Below are 19734 nucleotides of genomic sequence, written 5' to 3'. Positions count from 1 at the left end.
GACAAGCGACAAGACAAGCGACAAGACAAGCAAGGCGACAAGCCGCACGACAAGCCAGACGACAAGCAAACCCACCCGCCGCGCGGGCCCGCGCCACCAGTTGGCGCGGGCCCGCGGCACACCCCTGAGGGAGTCATAAATGCGTCAGCACACCCCGCCCGGACAGATGGCCCCGCACATCCCCGCCGACGTCTTCCAGCAAGCGCAGGCGACCGGACAGCCGGTCGTGTTCGTCGTCAACGACACCCCGCCCCCGTTCCCGTGGGCCCGGCTGTTCATCCCGTTCGCGATCGCCGGGGCCGCCGCCCTCGGCACCTGGGGCGTGGTCGCCGCCCTGTGCTGGCTCATGGATGTCGCTGCACACACCGCGACCGTCATCGGCGGTGCCGCCGGACCGATCGGAGCCGGCGGCATCACGTTGAAGCTCGCCCGCGGCAAGAACACCTAGCTACGCCAAGGGCGGCCCCCTCGTCTCGCCAAAGTCGCGGGGCCGCCCTTGTGATCCAGCCCGTTCATACCGAACTGGAGACCTCCAGCATGACCGATCGAACCGACAAGCCGCGAGTACCGGACGGCACCGAGCAGGTGACCATGGTCCGCACCGAGCCCCGCTCCGACGGCAGCGCCGTTCTGGTCCTGCTCACCGTGGGCCCGCCGCTCACCCTCATCGAGCACCGCATGGAACTCGACCCGTACCTGACCCGGGCCCTGTTCCACACCCTCGCCCGCGACCTGGACGGCATCCCCACCCCGCCCCCGACCCCCGAAGCGACCGCGCTACTGGACGCACTCCGAGCCGGCGACCGCGAAGCCTTCACCGCGGCCGTGGACGGATACAGCGACAGCATCCTCAGCCTGTGGACGGACAAGGGAGCCAGCGCATGACGCTCGCCATCCCGTGCCGCAGCGAACGCGCCTTACGACCGCGAGCACTGGACCTGTACTCGTGCGCCGGCGGCGCCGGAACCGGGCTCGCCCGCGCCGGGTTCGCCGTGCACGGCTGTGACATCGCCGACCGCCCGAACTACCCCTTCCCGTACCACCAGGGCGACGCGCTCGAATACTTCGCCCACCTGATCGACTCGGGTGAGATCCGCCAATACGCGTTCGTCCACGCCTCCCCGCCGTGCCAGGAAAAGTTCACGCTCACCGTGGGTACCAACCGCTCCCAAGGGTGGGGCGGAACGCACGTCGACCTGGTCGCCCCCACCCGCGATCTGCTCGAAAAGACCGGTCTGCCGTATTCGATCGAGCAGCCCAACGGGCGCGCGGAGATCCGCAAAGACCTCTCCCTGTGCGGGGAGATGTTCGGGCTCGGAGTCATCCGGCACCGCAACTTCGAGCTGGGCGGCTGGACCATCGAGCGGCCCGCGCACGTCCCGCACCGGGGCCGCGTACGCGGATGGCGGCACGGCGAGTACTACGAGGGTCCCTATGTCGCCGCGTACGGCAACGGCGGGGGCAAGCCCTCCATCCCCGAACTGCAAGCCGCGATGGGGATCACATGGACCGACGTCCGCGAGGAACTCACCGAGGCCATCCCGCCCGCCTATGGCGAGTTCATCGGCCGTGCCTTCCTCGCCTCCCTCCCGGTGGGGGCGGCGGCATGAGCGAGCACCTGCGTACCGCGCTCACCCTCGCGGCTCAAGGCGTGCCCGTGCTGCCGTTGCGCGAGGGAAAGGTGCCATTCGGAAACTGCCCTACCTGCGCCAAGAACGCATGCGGTGGCCGGCCGAACATGAAGACGCCCGGCTTCTGCACCTGCCCGGCGCCCTGCCACGGCTGGGCCGCCGCGACCACCGATCCGGACCTCATCGAGTCCGCCATCTGGCGCCGTGCATGGGTGCGGGCGAGGGCGGTCGCCTATCACCCTGGCGGGGCCTGGTTGACGGTCGTGGACCTGGACCACGCCGAAGCCATCGCGTGGGCCCGCGAGACCCTGCCCGCCACCCGGACCGTGCCGACCACACGCGGCGAGCACTGGCTCTACATGGGGCCCATGCCGTCGGCGAACGCCGTACGGCCCGGCGTGGACATCAAGTCGTCCATGCAGTACGCCCGTTGGCTCGGCACCGGAACCGGCACCATGGCGCCCCTGCCGGACGTCGTGCGAGGACTGATCGTCAAGGAGCCCACCCCGGCTCGTCTGACGACCGTCACGGTGCCCGCGCCAGCTGGCGGCGGGGAGTGCCCGCACCGCACGCCGACCTATCTGGACCGTGGGATCGCCATGGCGGAGCAGCGCATCACCGAGGCCCGGGAGGCGGTGCACGCGACCGTCTACCGCACATTCCTCGCCGTGCTCTCGACGCACGGTCGGTGCGGCTGCCTCACCGAGACGCACACCGCGCGCCTGTTCACCGCCGCGCAGGCCAAGGGCGAATCGCCCCGGCACTGCACGGATGCGTGGACCAACGCTCTGACCACGTTGGGACTGAGCCATGTCTGAGGACGACAAGACTCCCGGCCGCGAGGTCATCGCGGACTACGCCCAAGAGCACTTCCGGTACTTCCGCACCGCCGACGGGACCGTGTACGCGCAGAAGAAGGGCCACCCCGTGGCCCGCCCGATCCGCTCCCAGGGCACCACCGGCAGCCACAGGCAAGAACTCATGGTCGGACTGTTCAAAGACGGCATCGGCGTCTTCAACGGCTCCGCACTCAAGGAGGCTTTGGACTTGATCGAAGCACTCGCACTCACCGAGGACGTCCAGCCCGTGCACATCCGCGTCGCCCCCGGATTCGACGGGGCAACGTGGCTGGACCTGGGACGCAACGACGGACAGTCCGTCCGCATCCACCCGTCCGGCTGGGACATCCTCACCCCCGACCCGCGCGAAGTCTGCTGGCGGCGCACGCAGCTCACCGGCGAACTCCCGTTGCCGGTCAAGGACACCGACGGCAAGGGCATCGACCTGCTGATGCGGCTGTGCAACTTCGCCAACGCGGAAACCGAGTGCCTGGCCATCGTGTGGCTGATCGGCTGCCTCGGACCGTCCGTGCCGGTCCCCGCGCCGTTCCTCACGGGACCGCAGGGCGCGGGCAAGTCCACCGGTGGGCGGATGCTCGTGCGGATCATTGAGGGCATGAGCGGTGACCTGCGCCGGGCGCCGAAGGATGAGGAGAACCTGATCGCGGCCGTGGCAGCCGGCTGGGTCACGGCGCTGGACAACCTCTCCCACATGACGCCGGACCTGTCCGACGCGATGTGCTGCATCGTCACCGGCGCCGAGAGCGTCAAGCGGGCCCTGTTCACAGACGGAGACGTATTCCGCGTCGGCTACCGCCGGCCCCTCCTACTCACCGGCATCGACGTCGGCGTCATCCGCCCCGACCTCGCCGAACGGCTCCTGCCCCTGCGCCTGGAGCGGCCCAAGGTCCGCCGCACCGAAGCCGAACTGTGGGCCGACTACGCGGAAGTCCTACCCGTCGTACTCGGCTCGCTCCTGGACCTGACGGTCAAGGTCCGCGCCGTGGACGCGGAAACGCCGACCGATCTGCGGATGGCGGACTTCGCCCACCTGTGCGCGCAGTTCGACGCGGCAACCGGTCTCGGGGCTCTCGCCGCGTACCGGGCGAGTCTGGACGACCTGAACGACGACGTCATCGAAGGTGACCTGCTCGCGCAGACCGTCCTTCTGCACGCCGAGAGCATCGAGCCCGGCGCCGCGCAGCAGATGACGTCCACGGAGTGGCTCGCGTGCCTCAGCCGCCTCTACAGCGGCGACGAGTGCCGTGCGCTGCCCAAGGGGTGGCCGACCACCGGCAAGGTTCTCTCTGACCGTCTCAAGCGTCTTCAACCGACGTTGGCGGCCCGGGGGGTGCTCATCGACTCGGGACGCACCAAGGCGGGCCGCTACCTCGAAATGACCCGCACGGTCGCCCTGACCGTGCCTCCGAACGAGCAGACGCAGGCGTTCTGACCCGCGACCCGCAGGCTCAAGCGAACGGCAAGAGGAGCACGTGCTCCTCTTGCCGTTCGGCGGAACGCCGCCCCGAGGTCGTGCCGCGTAGCGGCTCCTTCTTCGCTCTGTAAGGCGCACCCAAGTACTACAGGCAGCCCCTTCTTTGTCCTAAGTAGGAAGACGCTGCGTCACCTGCGTCACCACGGTCGGAAAACGGCTTCTGGCCTGCGGCAACAGCGGTGACGCAGACGGATTTCTCTGCGTCATCCTGCGTCACCTGCGTCACCCGGTGACGCAGCGGGTGACGCACCGGTGACGCAGGCCCGATCCGCCGCGTCACCGAAAGTCGCAGTTCAGAGCGCTAAATGACGCAGGTGACGCGGTGACGCAGCAATCCGAGCTTCGGACACACACCGACCCAGAACCCGCGCACCACTCCCCTTGGCAATACCGAACTGCCCTGGAGGCACCCCGGATGAGCACCGCGATTGCCGCCCCCGTCGACCGACTCCTCTACAAGCCCGAAGAGGCGGCCGAAGCCCTCGCCATCGGCCGCTCCACCGTCTACGAGCTGATGGCCGAAGGCTCCCTGAAGTACATCAAGTTGGGCCGCACCCGCCGGATCCGACGTGCGGACATCGAGGCGTACGTCGACAGCCTCGCCACACTCCCCAACTGACCACACCCCGGCCCAAAGGCGCCCCGAGCACACCGCCCGGGGCGCCTTTCGCATGGAGGAACAGATGAGCCCCCGCAAGTCGAACCTGGAATCCACCATCTACCTCGGCGACGACGGCTGGTGGCACGGCCGCGTCACCATGGGCGTACTGCCCGACGGGAGTCCCGACCGCCGGCACCGCATGGCCCGCACCGAACCTGCAGTGCGCCGCAAGGTCCGTGAACTGGAGAAGCTCCGCGACGAGGGGCGCGCGACCAAGGCAGGCCGTAAGCCCACGGTCGGACAGTGGATGGAGACCTACCTGACCGACATCGCGAGCCTCAAGCTCAAGCCCCGCTCGCTGGACGACTACTGGTCCAAGACCCGCAACGACATCATCCCCGGTGTCGGGAAGCATCGCATCGACAAGCTCGCCCCCGAGCACCTTGAGCAGATGTACCGGGCCATGCTCGATGCCGGGCGGGCCCCGTCCCACGTGGTCAAGGTGCACCGGATCCTGTCGCGGGCCCTGAAGATTGCCCACCGCCGGCGGATGATCGGGGAGAACGTCGCCACGCTGGTCGACCCGCCCAGCATCGAGGAGACCGAGACGAACCCGTTCACTCAGGAAGAGGCGAAAGCCTTCCTGCTAGCGGCGGCCAAGCGGCCCACCTTCATGCGGTGGATCGTCGGCGTCGGCATGGGGTTCCGGCAGGGCGAGACCCTCGGGCTCCGCTGGTCGTACGTCGACCTTGAGGCGGAGCTGTTCCACCCCCGGTGGCAACTCCAGCGGCTCACGTGGCGCCACGGCTGCGGCAACGCGCACACCTGTGGGGCGCGCCGGCACCGGTTCGAGCCGTGCCCGCCGGACTGCACCACCCACAAGGGCTACAAGCGCGGGTGCCCGAAGCCGTGCACTAGGACGTGCGTCAAGCACGCGAGCATCTGCCCGGACCGCAAGGGCGGTGGTCTGGCGTTCACCCGGCCCAAGACGAAGAAGAGCACGAACCCCGTGCCGATCCCGCCCGCCTTCATCCCGTACCTGCTCGCACACAAGGCACAGCAGGACGAAATGCGGGAGGCAGCCGGCGAACTCTGGCAGGAACACGAGGCCGTGTTCACCCGGGCCGACGGCCGCCCCATCGACCCCCGCGACGACTGGGAAGAGTTCAAGGAGCTACTCGCGGAGGCGGGCATCGGTGACCGACGACTTTACGACGGGAGCCGCCACACGGCGGGCACGATCCTGAACGAGCTGGGCGTGGACATGCCCACCATCATGGAAATCCTGCGGCACACCCAGATCAGCCAGACCCGCCGCTACGTCAAGGGCCGCTCGCACCTCTCCAAGGACGCCATGCGCCGGATGGGAGACGCCTTCCTGCCCGCCCCGGCAACGGCGCCTGAGCCCGCGACTGAGACTAGAACTGAGACTGGCGACCGCCGCGCGGCCCGTGCGCGACGGCGCCGCCGCATCCAGTAAAAGCAAAAGCCCCAGGTCACGGCGAGTGAGTCCTGAGGCTTCTACAGAGCCGCCTTCGGGATTCGAACCCGAGACCTACGCATTACGAGTGCGTTGCTCTGGCCATCTGAGCTAAGGCGGCGCGCTGCCCACACCTATGGTGCGATCAGCAACGTCGGTAAGTCTACACAGTTTCGAAGGGTGCTCCGAACACCCCCCGAGGCCTCCGGGAGGTGTGCGCGCGGCAGGGCTACGAGCAGCGCTTTCCCTTCCCGGGAGGGGTGCCCCGGAGGAGGTAGCGGTCGATCGCGGAGTCGATGCAAGCGCTGCCGCGGCCGTACGCGGTGTGCCCGTCACCGACGTAGGTGAGGAGGGTCGCGGAGGAGAGCTGGGAGGCGAGGGACTGGGCCCACTGGTACGGGGTCGCCGGGTCCCGGGTGGTGCCGACGACGAGGATCGGGGCCGCACCCTTCGCCTCGATGCGGTGCGGTTCCCCGGTGTTCTTCACGGGCCAGTAGGCGCAGTTCAGGGAGGCCCAGGCGAGGCCCTCGCCGAACACGGGGGACGCTTTCTCGAACGAGGGCAGCGCCTCCTCCACCTGGTCCGGCGTGGAGAAGGCGGACGGCAGGTCGAGGCAGTTCACGGCGGCGTTGGCGAACATCAGGTTCGCGTACTTCCCGTCGGCGTCCCGCTCGTAGTAGCTGTCGGACAGCGCGAGCAGGCCCGCGCCGTCCTTCTCCTTCATCGCCGAGGTGAGCGCCTCGCGCAGTTGCGGCCACGCCGACTCGTCGTACATCGCCGCGATCACCCCGGTCGTCGCGAGCGCCTCGCCGACCTTGCGGCCGTCCGCGTCGCCCGCCGGGATCGGCGTCTTGTCGAGCTGCTGGAAGAACGCCTTCAGGTTGCGGCCCACCTCGTCCGGGCCCGTACCCGCGTCGCCCAACGGGCAGTCGCTGTGCCGGACACAGTCCTTCGCGAAGGACTGGAACGCCGTCTCGAACCCCGCCGTCTGCTCCTCGTTGAGCTTGCGCGCGGTCAGGGACGGGTCCAGCGCGCCGTCCAGCACCAGCCGCCCCACCCGCTCCGGGTAGAGCCCCGCGTACGTCGCTCCGAGGAACGTCCCGTACGACGCCCCCACGTAGTTCAGCTTCCCGTCGCCGAGGACGGCCCGCAGGATGTCCATGTCCCGGGCCGCCTCGACGGTGGAGACGTGCCGCAGCAGTTCGGGCGACCGTTCTCCGCAGCCCTCCGCGAACTTCTTGTACGCGGCGACCAGTTGGTCCGTCTCCCGGCCGTCGTCCGGGGTGCTGTCGGTCTGGGTGTACGTGTCCATCTCGGGGCCGGTGAGGCACTCGACCGGCTCGCTGCGGGCCACCCCCCGCGGGTCGACCGCGACCATGTCGTAGCGGGCGCGGACGTCCGCCGGATACCCGATGCCGGCGTACGACTGGAGGTAGCCGATGGCCGAGCCGCCGGGGCCTCCCGGGTTGACCAGGAGCGAACCGAGGCGTTGGCCCGGCCCCGTGGCCTTCTTGCGGGAGACCGCCAGCCGCACGTCACCGCCGTCCGGCTTCGCGTAGTCGAGCGGCGCCTTCATCGTGGCGCACTCGAAGCCGGGGACACCGCAGCTGCGCCAGTTCAGCTTCTGCGCGTAGTACGGCGACAGCGCCGCCGGGGTGGCACGCGGCAACGCGGTCAGCACCGCGTCCGTCTTCGCGGCCGTCGCCGTGGAACTCCCCGAGGAGCAGGCGGAGATGAGCAACGCCGCGGCGGCCAGCAGCACGCCGCTCGCGCGGAGGGGTCGGGTCGGCCGGGAGGTGCGCCTCAGGTACATCTCGCGAGCGTAACCGTGCGCGATCAATTGATCACCTTCAGTCGCCTGTGCGGCTCGTACGAGTGACTCGGTCAACCTGTCACCGGATGCGGCACCTCCTGACCGGGCGGAGCGGACAAGAAACGCCCTCACAGGGGAGGCCTGTGCCACGCGCGGAGGCCCGCCCCGCTGCCGGGAACCCCGTCCGCACGACGGGCACGAGAGGGAACCCGGCCCTCCCGCGGAACCCGGCTCAGCCCGCCCGCAGCGCCATCGTCATCGCCTCCACCGCGAGCAGCGGCGCGACGTTGCGGTCGAGTGCCTCGCGGCACACGGCGATCGCGTCGATGCGGCGCAGGGTCGACTCCGGCGAACTGCCGCGGGCCAGCCGCTCCAGCGTGTCCCCCGCCTCCGCGTTGGCGATGGCCAGGCGGGAGCCGAGCTGAAGGGCAAGCACGTCGCGATAGAACATGGTGAGGTCGATCAGCGCCAGGTCGAGGCTGTCGCGCTGCGTACGCGTTCTTCGGCGCTTCTGCCGGTCCTCGAGCTCCTTCATCACGCCCGCCGTGCCCCGCGGCATCCGGCCGCCCTGCGCCGCGCCGAGCGCCGTCTTCAGCTCCTCGGTCTCCTTGACGTCGACTTCCTCGGCGAGCTGCTTCGCGTCCTCCGCAGCCGTGTCGATCAGCTCCTGGGCCGCCTTGAGACAACTGCCGACGTCGTCGACCCGCATCGGGAGCTTGAGGACCGCGGCCCGGCGCTTGCGGGCGCTCGGGTCGGTGGCGAGGCGACGGGCCCGCCCGATGTGCCCCTGCGTGGCACGCGCGGCGACGGCCGCCACATCGGGCTCGACGCCGTCACGCCGTACGAGGATGTCGGCGACCGCCTCGACCGGCGGGGTGCGCAGCGTGAGCAGCCGGCAGCGGGAGCGGATGGTGGGCAGCACGTCCTCGATGGACGGCGCGCAGAGGAGCCAGACCGTACGGGGCGCGGGCTCCTCGACGGCCTTCAGCAGGACGTTGCCCGCGCCCTCCGTGAGGCGGTCCGCGTCCTCGAGCACGATTACCTGCCAGCGCCCGACGGCCGGGGACAACTGCGCGCGGCGGACCAGCTCGCGGGTCTCCTTGACGCCGATGGACAGCAGGTCGGTGCGGACGATCTGCACGTCGGCGTGGGTGCCGACCAGGCTCGTGTGACAGCCGTCGCAGAACCCGCAGCCGGGGATTCCGCCGAGCGCGCGGTCGGGGCTGACGCACTGCAACGCGGCCGCGAAGGCACGCGCCGCGGTGGAACGGCCCGAACCGGGCGGGCCGGTGAACAGCCAGGCGTGCGTCATCCTGGACGCCTCGGGGACCGGCGTGCTGGCGGCGACGGCCGTGACGAGGGCGTCGGCGTCCCGGGCAGCGGCGGCGAGCTGCTCGCTCACCTTCTCCTGGCCCACCAGGTCGTCCCACACAGGCATGGGGCCCGCCCTTCCGTCGCGTTTTGTCGTGCGTCGTCCATTGTGCGGGTCGCCACCGACAATCGGCCCCGACGGTCCATTCTTCGGCATCGAGAGCGTGCGGCCCGCTACCGCGATCGGGCCTCCAGCGGCCGGAGCCCGGCCTGTGCCGTCACGAATCGGCCTCCGACACCGGGCCTGCGCCGGCCTCCGCGAACGGCCCTCGGCGCCCGGCTCCCTGGCGGCCGTCGCCGCTCGTGTACTTCGACACCGCGCTCCGGGCATCCGTTCGGCAGCAGCCGTGCTCGACGCCCGGCTCCTGCGGCACGGCTCCGCGAGCCACCCTTCGGACGGTCGGCCCCCACCGCCTGCTCCCGCAGTGCCGGCGGCAGGCAGCGGATGCCGGACGTGCCCACTGTCGGCGCCGGGTTCGGAAAGCCCCGGTGCCGGGCCGCCCACCGAGCGGCGTCCACGGAGTCCACCGAGCCCGCCCCGGCCGGGTTCAGGCGCGCCGCACCTTCCTGCGCCCTCCGCCGGCCAGGGCCGATCGGCAGCCCGCCCGCCCGGTCCTACCGGCGGCGCCTGCCGCGTCCCTCGTCCCGGTCGTCGTCGTCGCGCGAGCCGAGCAGCTCGTCCGCCAGGGTCGGCAGGTCGTCGAGCGGGGTCTCCTCGGCCCAGTCGGAACGGGGCCGGCGGCGCGGGGTGCCCGTCTCGTCCACCTGGGGCAGTTCACGCGTGCGGTCGACGGCGCTCTCGGGGTTCTGCTCCGGCGTCGGCGCCTGCCGCTCGTCGCGGAAGAAGCCCCGGGGCATCCGGTCGGCCGGAGCACCGGACGGCGCTTCGGCCGAAGCCTCCGCGCCCCGGTCCCGTACCGGAGGAAGCACGGCCGTCTCGTCCGCCTCACCCGGGGTGACGGGCCGCAGGACCGCGGTCTCGTCCGCCGCGCGGTCGGGCGTCGGCGGCTTCGGCAGCGTGGCCGTCTCCTCGACGTCGCGCCGCGGCTCCGCGCGGGACGTCGAAGACGCCCCGGAGTCGCCACGGTCGGCGCCACCCGTGTCCGGTCGCACCGCGGGCAGCACGGCCGTCTCGTCCGCGGGCCGCGCGGCCGAGGGGTCGGGTACGACGGGCGTGGGCACCGTCGTCTCGTTGTCCGGCACGCGGGCCGGCGCGGTCCGCGAGGACGCGGGCGCGGTGGGCCTGGACCCGGACGCCGACGCGTTCCCGGCCTCGTCGGCGCGTCCCGTACCGGGGGCACCGGAAGCGGCCCCGGTCGTTCCACCGGCCGGCGCACCGCTCCCGAAGCCCGCTCCGGTCTTCGACGCCGCGGAACCGGCCGACGCCGCCGCGGCTGCCGAAGCGGCCGCCGCGTCCGCGGCGAGCTGCCGGGCCTGCTCGGCCCGCAGCAACGCCTCTTCGGCCTTGCGCTGCTTCTCCAGGCGACGCTCCTCGGCCTCGGCACGCAGACGTGCCTCCTCCTCGGCCTGCCGGCGCAGACGCTCCTGCTCGGCGGCGCGGGCCTGCTCCTCGGCGAGCTGGCGGACCCGCTCCTCCTCGGCACGACGGCGGGATTCCTCGGCGCGCTGCCGGGCCTCCTCCGCCTGCCGCTCGGCCTCGCGCCGCTGCGCCTCCTCCAGCTCGCGCCGCTTGCGCTCCTCTTCCTCGGCGCGCAGCTTCGCGAGCTGTTCCTGCCGCTCGCGCTCCTGGCGCTCCTCCTCGGCCTTGCGGGCGGCCTCGGCCTCGGCCTTGCGCCGGGCCTCCTCCTCGGCGGCCTTGCGTGCCTCCTCCTGTGCCTTCACCTCGGCCTCGGAGAGGGGCAGCATCATGTCGAGCCGGTGCCGGACGACCGTGGTGACGGCCTCGGGCTCCTGGGCCGCGTCGACCACCAGGTAGCGGCCGGGGTCGGAGGCGGCGAGCGTGAGGAAACCGGACCGCACGCGCGTGTGGAACTCCAGCGGCTCCGACTCCAGTCGGTCGGGCGCCTCGGTGAACCGCTCGCGGGCGGCTTCCGGAGACACGTCCAGCAGCACCGTCAGGTGCGGGACCAGACCGTTGGTCGCCCACCGGTTGATCCGGGCGATCTCCGTCGGGGACAGGTCGCGGCCCGCGCCCTGGTAGGCCACGGAGGAGTCGATGTAGCGGTCGGAGATGACGACGGCGCCGCGCTCCAGAGCGGGCCGCACCACCGTGTCGACGTGCTCCGCGCGGTCGGCCGCGTACAGCAGCGCCTCTGCGCGGTGCGAGAGCCCGGCGGACGACACGTCGAGGAGGATCGAGCGCAGCCGCTTGCCGACGGGCGTGGCGCCCGGCTCGCGGGTGACGACGACCTCGTGGCCCTTGCCGCGGATCCAGTCGGCGAGGGCCTGCGCCTGCGTCGACTTGCCCGCTCCGTCGCCGCCCTCCAGGGCGACGAAGAAACCGTTCGTGGTGGGCACCTGGTCCGGATCGTCGCCGCCGCGCAGCGCGTCCAGCAGGTCCTTGCGCAGCGGCACCCCGGAACGGTCGTCGACCTTCGCGAGCACCACGGCGGCGACGGGCAGCAGCAGCGCGCCGACCAGCATCAGGGTGAAGGCGGCGCCGCCGTGCGCGAAGACGAACTTGCCGTTCTCCAAGCGGTGCGGGCCGATGGCGGCGGCCACCAGGGGCGCCACGATCGCGCCGGCCCCCACGGCGAGCCGTACGACCGCGTGCAGGTGCTCCGTGGTCCGGGCGCGCCGGTACTCCTCGGTCTCCTGGTCGAGCAACGCGTGCCCGGTGTTGGCGGCGACGCCCGCGCCGACGCCCGCGAAGGCGACGATCAGCAGCACGGTGGTGACGTCCGGGACGAGCCCGGCGGCCAGCAGCGCGACGCCGGTGAAGGCGATCGCGAGGGCGAGCAGCCTGCGCCGCGACAGCGACGGGAGCAGCGAGGGCGCCGTGCGGATGCCGGCGACGACCCCGCCGGTCACGGCGAGCACCAGCAGTCCGTAGGTGACCGGTCCGCCGCCGAGGTCCTTGGCCTCCAGGACGGCGACTCCGACGGCGGCCGAGATGGCTCCGGCGACCGCCGCGCAGGCCGGCACCAGGAGCGGGATCGCGCCGGTGCGGCCCTTGTCGACGCCGGTGCCGGTCTTCGGGCGGCGCAGTCCTTCGAGCGGCGAGCGCGCGCGGGGGGTGCGGGCGTCGGGCAGTTCGAGGAAGGTGACGACGGACAGGCAGGCCGCGAAGAGTCCGGCCGCGACGTACGAGGCGAGGGCGGCCTGGTGCTGGTCGAACCAGTCGATCCCGGCGCCCAGCAGGTTGCTGACGAGGGAGACGACGACGAGGGTGGCGGCCGCGACGGGCACGGAGATGAACGCCGTACGCAGCGACAGCCGCCGCAGCGCGTCCATGTGGTCGGGCAGCGGGCGCACCGTGGCGCCCTCCGGCGGCGGCGCGGGCAGCAGCGCCGGGGCCGCGCCCTCGCGGCACACCGACCAGAACCGCTCGGCGACTCCGGCCACGAAGGCGATGACGAGGAGAACGGCCAAGGCGTTGTCCGGGGTCCAGTCGATCCACATCGGCGCGACGATGAGGAGCCCGGCCCGCAGACCGTCCGCTCCGAGCATGGTCCAGCGCCGGTCGAGGAGACCGTCCGGTGAGGTCAGGGTGGTCAGGGGCCCAAGGAGCACGGCTCCGAAGAGCAGCGTCGCGAGGACGCGTGCCCCGAAGACGGCCGCCACGGCGAGGGCCGCTCCGCGGTAGCCACCGCCGAAGGAGCCCTCGGAGATCGCCGCCTGGAGGGCGAGGACGACCAGGACGAGCAGGGCGAGCGCGTCCGCGACACCTCCCACAAGGTGTGCGCTCCACAACCGCTTCAACTGCGGTTGGCGCAACAGCGCGCGGACGGCGCGCTCGCGTGAATCCGCGACCAGGGAGTCGTCGGGGGCCGGATTGTGGGCCGTTGGCTGCTCGGCTCGCGTCATCCTGCCAGCCTATCCGGACCCACTGACTCCCCGAAGGGGTGCCCGAACATACGGACGCCCCCGCACCTTTCGGTACGGGGGCGTACATGCTCTGACGTGGGCGGGAAGCCTGTGAACACCGCCGGATCGCGGAAAGTTCACGGGCCTTGGAGCCCGGCTTCGTCTCTCCGGTGGCGGGACCGCCGGAGCGACCGACCGAGTCGGCCACTCTCTCCGGAAGCCTCCGGATTCGGCTGGTTTCCACCGGTCTCGGGTGAGTTCGGCCGACGAGGCCGGCCTCGGGCCGAGACCGGCTCAGCCTTCGGAGGCCGCCGTCTTCTTCGCGGTGGTCTTCTTGGCGGGCGCCTTGGTGGCGGCCGTCTTCGCCGTCGTCGTCTTCTTCGCTGCCGTCTTCTTCGCCGGCGCCTTCTTGGCGGTCGCCTTCTTGGCCGGCGCCTTCTTCGCGGTCTTCTTCGCCGGCCCCTTGGCGCGCTTCTCGGCGAGCAGCTCGTAGCCGCGCTCCGGGGTGATCTCCTCGACGCTGTCGTCGGACCGCAGGGTCGCGTTGGTCTCGCCGTCGGTCACGTACGGACCGAAACGGCCGTCCTTGACCACGACGGGCTTCTGGCTGACCGGGTCCTCGCCCAGCTCCTTGAGCGGCGGCTTGGCGGCCGCGCGACCACGCTGCTTGGGCTGGGAGTAGATCTCCAGCGCCTCTTCCAGCGTGATGGTGAAGAGCTGGTCCTCGGCCGTGAGCGACCGCGAGTCCGTGCCCTTCTTCAGGTACGGGCCGTACCGGCCGTTCTGCGCGGTGATCTCGACACCCTCGGCGTCCTTGCCGACGACGCGCGGCAGGGACATCAGCTTGAGGGCGTCCTCAAGAGTCACCGTGTCGAGCGCCATCGACTTGAACAGCGAGGCCGTCCGCGGCTTCACGGCGTTCTTGCCCGTCTTCGGGGTGCCCTCGGGGAGCACCTCGGTGACGTAGGGGCCGTAGCGGCCGTCCCTGGCGATGATCTGGTGACCCGACTGCGGGTCCGCGCCCAGCTCGAAGTCGCCGCTCGGCTTGGCGAGCAGTTCCTCGGCGAGTTCGACCGTCAGCTCGTCCGGGGCCAGGTCCTCGGGCACGTCGGCGCGCTGGTGGTTCTCGGAGTCCTTCTCGCCACGCTCCACGTACGGGCCGTAGCGGCCGACGCGCAACACGATGTCGTTGGCGACCGGGAAGGAGGACACCTCGCGGGCGTCGATGGCGCCCAGGTCGGTGACGAGCTCCTTGAGGCCGCCCAGGTGGTCGCCGTCGCCGTTGCCGGCCTCGGCGGCGCCGGTCGCCTCGCCCTCACCGAAGTAGAACCGCCGCAGCCACGGCACGGCCTGCGCCTCGCCCCGCGCGATGCGGTCGAGGTCGTCCTCCATCTTGGCGGTGAAGTCGTAGTCGACGAGCCGCCCGAAGTGCTTCTCCAGGAGGTTGACCACGGCGAACGACAGGAAGGACGGCACGAGGGCCGTGCCCTTCTTGAAGACGTAACCGCGGTCGAGGATCGTGCCGATGATCGACGCGTACGTCGACGGGCGGCCGATCTCGCGCTCTTCGAGTTCCTTGACCAGCGAGGCCTCGGTGTAGCGGGCCGGCGGCTTGGTGGCGTGGCCGTCGACCGTGATCTCCTGGACCGACAGCGGGTCGCCCTCGCCGACCTGCGGGAGGCGGCGCTCACGGTCGTCGAGCTCGGCGTTCGGGTCGTCCGCGCCCTCGACGTACGCCTTGAGGAAGCCGTGGAACGTGATCGTCTTGCCGGACGCGCTGAACTCGGCGTCCCGGCCGTCGGAGGACGCGCCCGCGATCTTCACGGTGACGGAGTTGCCGACCGCGTCCTTCATCTGCGAGGCGACGGTCCGCTTCCAGATCAGCTCGTACAGCCTGAACTGGTCGCCGGTCAGACTCGTCTCGGCCGGGGTGCGGAAACGATCACCCGAGGGACGGATCGCCTCGTGCGCCTCCTGCGCGTTCTTGACCTTCCCGGCGTACGTGCGCGGCTGGGCCGGCAGGTAGTCGGCGCCGTACAACTGCGTGACCTGGGCGCGGGCCGCACCGATCGCCGTCTCCGACAGGGTCGTGGAGTCCGTACGCATATAGGTGATGAAGCCGTTCTCGTACAGCTTCTGGGCCACCTGCATGGTCGCCTTCGCACCGAAGCCCAGCTTGCGCGAGGCCTCCTGCTGGAGCGTCGTCGTACGGAACGGTGCGTAGGGCGAGCGGCGGTACGGCTTCGACTCGACCGAGCGGACCGCGAAGTTCGTGTCCTGGAGGGCGGCGGCGAGCGCGCGGGCGTTCGTCTCGTCCAGGTGGAGCGTGTTCGCACCCTTGATCTGGCCGAGCGAGTCGAAGTCGCGGCCCTGGGCGACGCGCTTGCCGTCGACCGCGGTCAGACGGGCGACCAGGTTGGCCGGGTCGCTCGCGTCGCCGGTGCGTCCGGTGCCGAAGGTGCCGGTCAGGTCCCAGTACTCGGCGGAACGGAAGGCGATGCGCTCGCGCTCCCGCTCGACGACGAGCCGGGTCGCCACGGACTGCACACGGCCGGCCGACAGGCGCGGCATGACCTTCTTCCACAGGACCGGCGAGACCTCGTAGCCGTAGAGGCGGTCGAGGATGCGACGGGTCTCCTGGGCGTCGACCATGCGCTTGTTGAGCTCGCGCGGGTTGGCGACGGCGCTGCGGATCGCGTCCTTGGTGATCTCGTGGAAGACCATCCGGTGGACGGGAACCTTGGGCTTCAGGACCTCCAGGAGGTGCCACGCGATGGCTTCGCCCTCGCGGTCCTCATCGGTTGCGAGGAAGAGTTCGTCGGAGTCCTTCAGCAGGTCCTTGAGCTTCTTGACCTGGGCCTTCTTGTCGGCATTGACGACGTAGATCGGCTGGAAGTCGTTCTCCACGTCGACGCCGAGACGGCGGACCTCACCGGTGTACTTCTCGGGCACCTCCGCGGCGCCGTTGGGAAGGTCACGGATGTGCCCGACGCTCGCTTCGACGACATAGCCGGGGCCGAGATAGCCCTTGATCGTCTTCGCCTTGGCAGGCGACTCGACGATGACGAGTCGGCGGCCGCCGTGTGCGGTGTCGCTGGTCGGGGACAACTTCGCTCTTCTCTCCGGTCGACGCGGTGCTCCCCGGGGGGCTCGGCTCCCGGGGGTTCGGGTCATGCTGACGCTGCGGAGTGTGACGGTACATCCCGCCCCCGTGTCAAACGGGAAAAGCCCGCAACGGCCACTCGAACGGTAACCCGACTACCGCCATTCCTGCCGCCCGGAGTGCCGACCAGCTCTTTCGGGCCCATCCGGAGCGTAACTTCCCAGTTACCGAAGTCGCGATCCTCACGCGCGTTGTCCCTCGCGCGTGAGGGGTTGCCTCAGAGGCGGGTGAAGCACCACATTCCGACCATGAGCGCCACTGCTCCGGCGAGGGACGCGAGCGTCGCCGATGCGACGCGGTTCACACCGTGGGCCACCGGCTCGCCCTGCCGCAGCCGGATTCCGGTCCAGGCGAGCAGCCCGCCCCCGAACAGGGCGAACACCACCCCTGTGAAGATCGTCGGTCCGCTTTCCATGGATCTGCCCTTCCGCCCCGAGCCTCGGACTCGGGAGGCTGACACGCCCCGGCGACGTCGGCGCGAACCCACGGTGAACGCACGGCGACCGCCGCCCCATGCCGGGCCTCGACCACGCCCGTACCGAGCCTCACCCCCGCCCCGTGCGGGCCTCGACCGGGTCTCGGCCCGTCCTGTCCGGACCCGCCGCCCCGCCGCACGTTGTAGACCGTGTCCGGCGTGGCGACCCGCAGACTGCCGCCGACCGGCACCCACGGGCTCGCCCCACCCGCACCACCCGACCCCGGAGAGGTTGGCCGGTTCCGCGCCCCGGGCGGGGCGCCGCGCGGCCGCACCGCCCGATCCGGCACGTCCGCCCGTGCCGCTCTCTCGCTACTCGACCGGCTCCAGGAACCCCTGCTCCACCAGCAGGCGGATCTGTGCGGGCGTCCGGTCACGCAGCAACACCGGATCCTCGCCGACCAGTTGGGCGATGGCGTCGAGGATCCGCCCGGCGCTCAGCGTGCCGTCGCACACACCGGCGAAGCCCGCGCCGACCGTGTCCACCTTGGTCGCTCTGCGCATCCCGCGGTGCTGACGCAGCACCACATGCTCCGGGTCCTCGGCACCGGGCAGCCCGACCTGCTCCTGCACGACCTCCGTCACCAGCCTGAAGTGCCCGGCGAGCAGGCCCGCGTCGTCGTGCGCCCGCAGATAGTCGACCCGGTCGAAATGGGCGCGCACGCTCTCACCGAGCGGCTGCTCCACCGAGTGCGGCCACTCCTCGACGGTGATGGACGTCTCGGCGGCGGACGTCCTGCGCAGGGTGATCCAGCCGAAGCCGACGGCCTTCACCTTGCGTGCCTCGAACTCGTCGAGCCACGCGTCGTAGAGCGCCTGGTACTCCGCAGGGTCTGAGCGGTGGTCTCCGGCGTCGCGCAGCCACAACTCCGCGTACTGAGTGACGTCCTGGACCTCCCGCTGCACGATCCACGCGTCACAGCCGCGCGGCACCCAGGAGCGGAGCCGGTCCTGCCAGTCCTCGCCCTCCACGTGCTGCCAGTTGGCCAGGAACTGGGCGTACCCCCCTTCGTTCAGCCGGTCCCCCGCCTGCTGAACGAGCGTGCGGCACAGATCGTCCCCGGCCATGCCTCCGTCGCGGTACGTGAGCCGGGCACCGGGCGAGATGACGAAGGGCGGGTTCGACACGATCAGGTCGTACGTCTCGTCGGCGTGGACCGGCTCGAAGAGGGAGCCCTCGCGCAGGTCGGCGGCGGGCGCGCCGGAGAGGGCGAGGGTCAGCGCGGTGATGTGCAGGGCACGGGGGTTCAGGTCGGTCGCCGTCACGCGCGTGGCGTGCTGCGCGACGTGCAGGGCCTGGATCCCGGAGCCGGTGCCGAGGTCGAGCGCGGAGTCGACGGGCGTGCGGACGGTGATGCCGGCCAGCGTCGTGGAGGCGCCGCCCACACCGAGGACGACACCTTCCTCCCGGCTGCCGATGCCACCGGCGCCGCCGACGGCGCACCCGAGGTCGGACACGATGAACCAGTCCTCGCCGTCGAGTCCGCCGTACGGGCGGATGTCGACGGTCGCGGCCACCTCGTCGTCGCCGGCCGAGGTCAGCCAGCCGCTCTCCAAGGCGTCCTCGACGGGCAGCACGCCGGCCACGCGTGCGTGGGGCACGGGCTGCTGCAACAGGAACAGCCGGACGAGCGTCTCCAGCGGTGTGTCGCCCCTTGTCGCCCGGAGGGCGGGCACGGTCTCGCTGCGCGCCAGCGCCGCGTAGGCGGGGGCGCCGAGGAGGTCGAGGAGTCCGTCGGCGGTGAAGGAGGCGCCGAGCAGGGCGCTCCGGAGCCGGGCGGCGACGTCGGCGCGGTCGGACGAGGGCAAGGGTGACAGGCTGCTGTGACTCACGCCTCCCATTGTGTCCGCTGTCGTCCGCGGGCACCCGCACCTGTGGACAGAGCCCTGTCGGCGTCTGTGGACAACCCCGCCGAACCCTTTGGCCGAAGGCGCCACCGAGAACGGCACGCCGAGAGCATCAAGTTCTCGGCGTGCCGGCGCGCGGAAGGCTTCCGCCTCGGGGGGTCCGTCGGGGGTCAGCTTCTGGCGGCTTCCGGGACTCCGGTGCTCACCAGATCGACCGCGGACGGCTCAGCCCTGGGTGGCCGCCGGGCTCCCCGAAGCGGTCTTGCAGCTCTCCTGCTGGGACATCGCCTTGCCCACGTCGCCCTCCTCCAGCTTCTTCAGCGCGTCGTTCCCGCTCTGGCTCAGCTTGTCGAGCTGGGTGGCGACGTCCTTGAGACCGTCGGCGAACTTGGCCTGGTCCTTGGTGTTGAGCTTGTCGACCTGCTTCTTCAGGTCGGCGTAGGACGCCGAGATGCCCTTGAGTTCCTTGACCGCGTTGGCCTGCTTCGTCTTGCCGTCGTCGACGTTCGGCGCTCCCGCGTTGTCGACGGCGGTGCCGATCGCCTCGTAGGCGTCGGACATGTCCTGGAAGGCCTTTGCGTCCGTCTTCTGGACGGCTTCCGGCGTGCTGTTGTCCGAGGTCTGCTTCTGGATCGCGGCGTTCGCGTCCTCGATCTTCTGCGCCTGCGGCTTCACCGCGTCACAGACCTGCTTGGCCCAGGAGTCCAGCTTGTCGTTGCCGTCGTCGCTGCTGCATCCGGACAGCGCGAGTACCAGTACCGCACCGCCGGACAGTGCGGCCGCGAGCTTCTTGTTCACCGGTTTGGTCCCTTCCATGGCTCTCGGCCCCGGAACATACACGCCAAGCGGGCGACACCAGTATGCCGAATGTCCGCTAAGACATCATTTGAAGCCATTTGCACCAAGCGAGAGAAGGCTCACGGCCCCGAAGTGAACACACACAGGGCGGGGGGGGGGGGGGGGGGGCCCCCCCCCCCCCCCCCCCCCCCCCCCCCCCCCCCCCCCCCCCCCCCCCCCCCCCCCCCCCCGCC

General features: G+C 71.2%; 14 protein-coding genes and 1 tRNA gene. 7 read left to right on the top strand and 8 right to left on the bottom strand.

Features of this window, described 5'->3' with window-relative positions; all coding sequences use genetic code 11:
- Nucleotides 1-139: 139 nt before the first annotated feature.
- The 7 genes from ACIRQH_RS09135 (at nucleotide 140) to ACIRQH_RS09105 (ending at nucleotide 6046) form a co-directional block, all read left to right on the top strand.
- Entirely contained in the window at nucleotides 140-448 is a 309-nt protein-coding gene (locus ACIRQH_RS09135) for a hypothetical protein (RefSeq protein WP_404224882.1), read from the top strand.
- Nucleotides 449-537: 89 nt separating this feature from the next.
- Nucleotides 538-885, top strand: coding sequence for a hypothetical protein (locus ACIRQH_RS09130; RefSeq protein ID WP_404224880.1), 348 nt, complete (start codon nucleotides 538-540; stop codon nucleotides 883-885).
- Nucleotides 882-1610 carry a DNA methylase gene (locus ACIRQH_RS09125; protein WP_404224878.1) on the top strand — a complete coding sequence of 243 codons (729 nt, stop codon included), beginning with the start codon at nucleotides 882-884 and terminating at the stop codon, nucleotides 1608-1610. The genes ACIRQH_RS09130 and ACIRQH_RS09125 overlap by 4 nt, the downstream gene beginning before the upstream one ends.
- A complete protein-coding gene (locus ACIRQH_RS09120; RefSeq protein ID WP_404224876.1) occupies nucleotides 1607-2449 on the top strand; it encodes a bifunctional DNA primase/polymerase in 843 nt (280 codons plus the stop codon). Before ACIRQH_RS09125 ends, ACIRQH_RS09120 begins: the two co-directional genes overlap by 4 nt.
- Nucleotides 2442-3923 (top strand): ATP-binding protein, encoded by a 1482-nt coding sequence (locus ACIRQH_RS09115; RefSeq protein WP_404224875.1) that lies wholly within the window; start codon nucleotides 2442-2444, stop codon nucleotides 3921-3923. Before ACIRQH_RS09120 ends, ACIRQH_RS09115 begins: the two co-directional genes overlap by 8 nt.
- 457 nt (nucleotides 3924-4380) lie before the next feature.
- Nucleotides 4381-4584 (top strand): helix-turn-helix domain-containing protein, encoded by a 204-nt coding sequence (locus ACIRQH_RS09110; protein ID WP_267051191.1) that lies wholly within the window; start codon nucleotides 4381-4383, stop codon nucleotides 4582-4584.
- Between the two features lie 64 nt (nucleotides 4585-4648).
- Nucleotides 4649-6046, top strand: coding sequence for a tyrosine-type recombinase/integrase (locus ACIRQH_RS09105; RefSeq protein WP_404224873.1), 1398 nt, complete (start codon nucleotides 4649-4651; stop codon nucleotides 6044-6046).
- 47 nt (nucleotides 6047-6093) lie between these two features.
- On the opposite strand, the gene ACIRQH_RS09100 is transcribed toward ACIRQH_RS09105, so the two are convergent.
- The 8 genes from ACIRQH_RS09100 to ACIRQH_RS09065 all read right to left on the bottom strand — a co-directional run bounded on the left by ACIRQH_RS09100 (nucleotide 6094) and on the right by ACIRQH_RS09065 (nucleotide 19519).
- Nucleotides 6094-6167 (bottom strand) — tRNA-Thr (locus ACIRQH_RS09100).
- A 108-nt stretch (nucleotides 6168-6275) separates the two neighbouring features.
- The gene (locus ACIRQH_RS09095) at nucleotides 6276-7859 is read right to left on the bottom strand and encodes an alpha/beta hydrolase (protein WP_404224871.1); all 1584 of its coding nucleotides are present in this window, start codon (nucleotides 7857-7859) and stop codon (nucleotides 6276-6278) included.
- Nucleotides 7860-8091: 232 nt separating this feature from the next.
- Entirely contained in the window at nucleotides 8092-9297 is a 1206-nt protein-coding gene (locus ACIRQH_RS09090; RefSeq protein WP_358815459.1) for a DNA polymerase III subunit delta', read from the bottom strand.
- 548 nt (nucleotides 9298-9845) lie between these two features.
- Nucleotides 9846-13217: a dTMP kinase gene (gene tmk, locus ACIRQH_RS09085; RefSeq protein WP_404224868.1), complete on the bottom strand. Its 3372-nt coding sequence runs from the start codon at nucleotides 13215-13217 to the stop codon at nucleotides 9846-9848.
- 294 nt (nucleotides 13218-13511) lie between these two features.
- Nucleotides 13512-16325, bottom strand: a complete 2814-nt coding sequence (gene topA, locus ACIRQH_RS09080; RefSeq protein ID WP_404224867.1) for a type I DNA topoisomerase — start codon at nucleotides 16323-16325, stop codon at nucleotides 13512-13514.
- 272 nt (nucleotides 16326-16597) lie between these two features.
- The gene (locus ACIRQH_RS09075) at nucleotides 16598-16795 is read right to left on the bottom strand and encodes a hypothetical protein (RefSeq protein ID WP_388875975.1); all 198 of its coding nucleotides are present in this window, start codon (nucleotides 16793-16795) and stop codon (nucleotides 16598-16600) included.
- A gap of 372 nt (nucleotides 16796-17167) precedes the next feature.
- The gene (locus ACIRQH_RS09070) at nucleotides 17168-18697 is read right to left on the bottom strand and encodes a class I SAM-dependent methyltransferase (protein WP_358815455.1); all 1530 of its coding nucleotides are present in this window, start codon (nucleotides 18695-18697) and stop codon (nucleotides 17168-17170) included.
- Between the two features lie 231 nt (nucleotides 18698-18928).
- Entirely contained in the window at nucleotides 18929-19519 is a 591-nt protein-coding gene (locus ACIRQH_RS09065) for a small secreted protein (protein WP_358815454.1), read from the bottom strand.
- Between the last annotated feature and the right edge of the window lie 215 nt (nucleotides 19520-19734).

The organism is Streptomyces sp. NPDC102279, assembly GCF_044766365.1.
In the GTDB taxonomy this organism is placed as follows: domain Bacteria; phylum Actinomycetota; class Actinomycetes; order Streptomycetales; family Streptomycetaceae; genus Streptomyces.
Note: the sequence above shows the minus strand (reverse complement) of the source record. Positions and strands in the feature narration are given on the sequence as shown.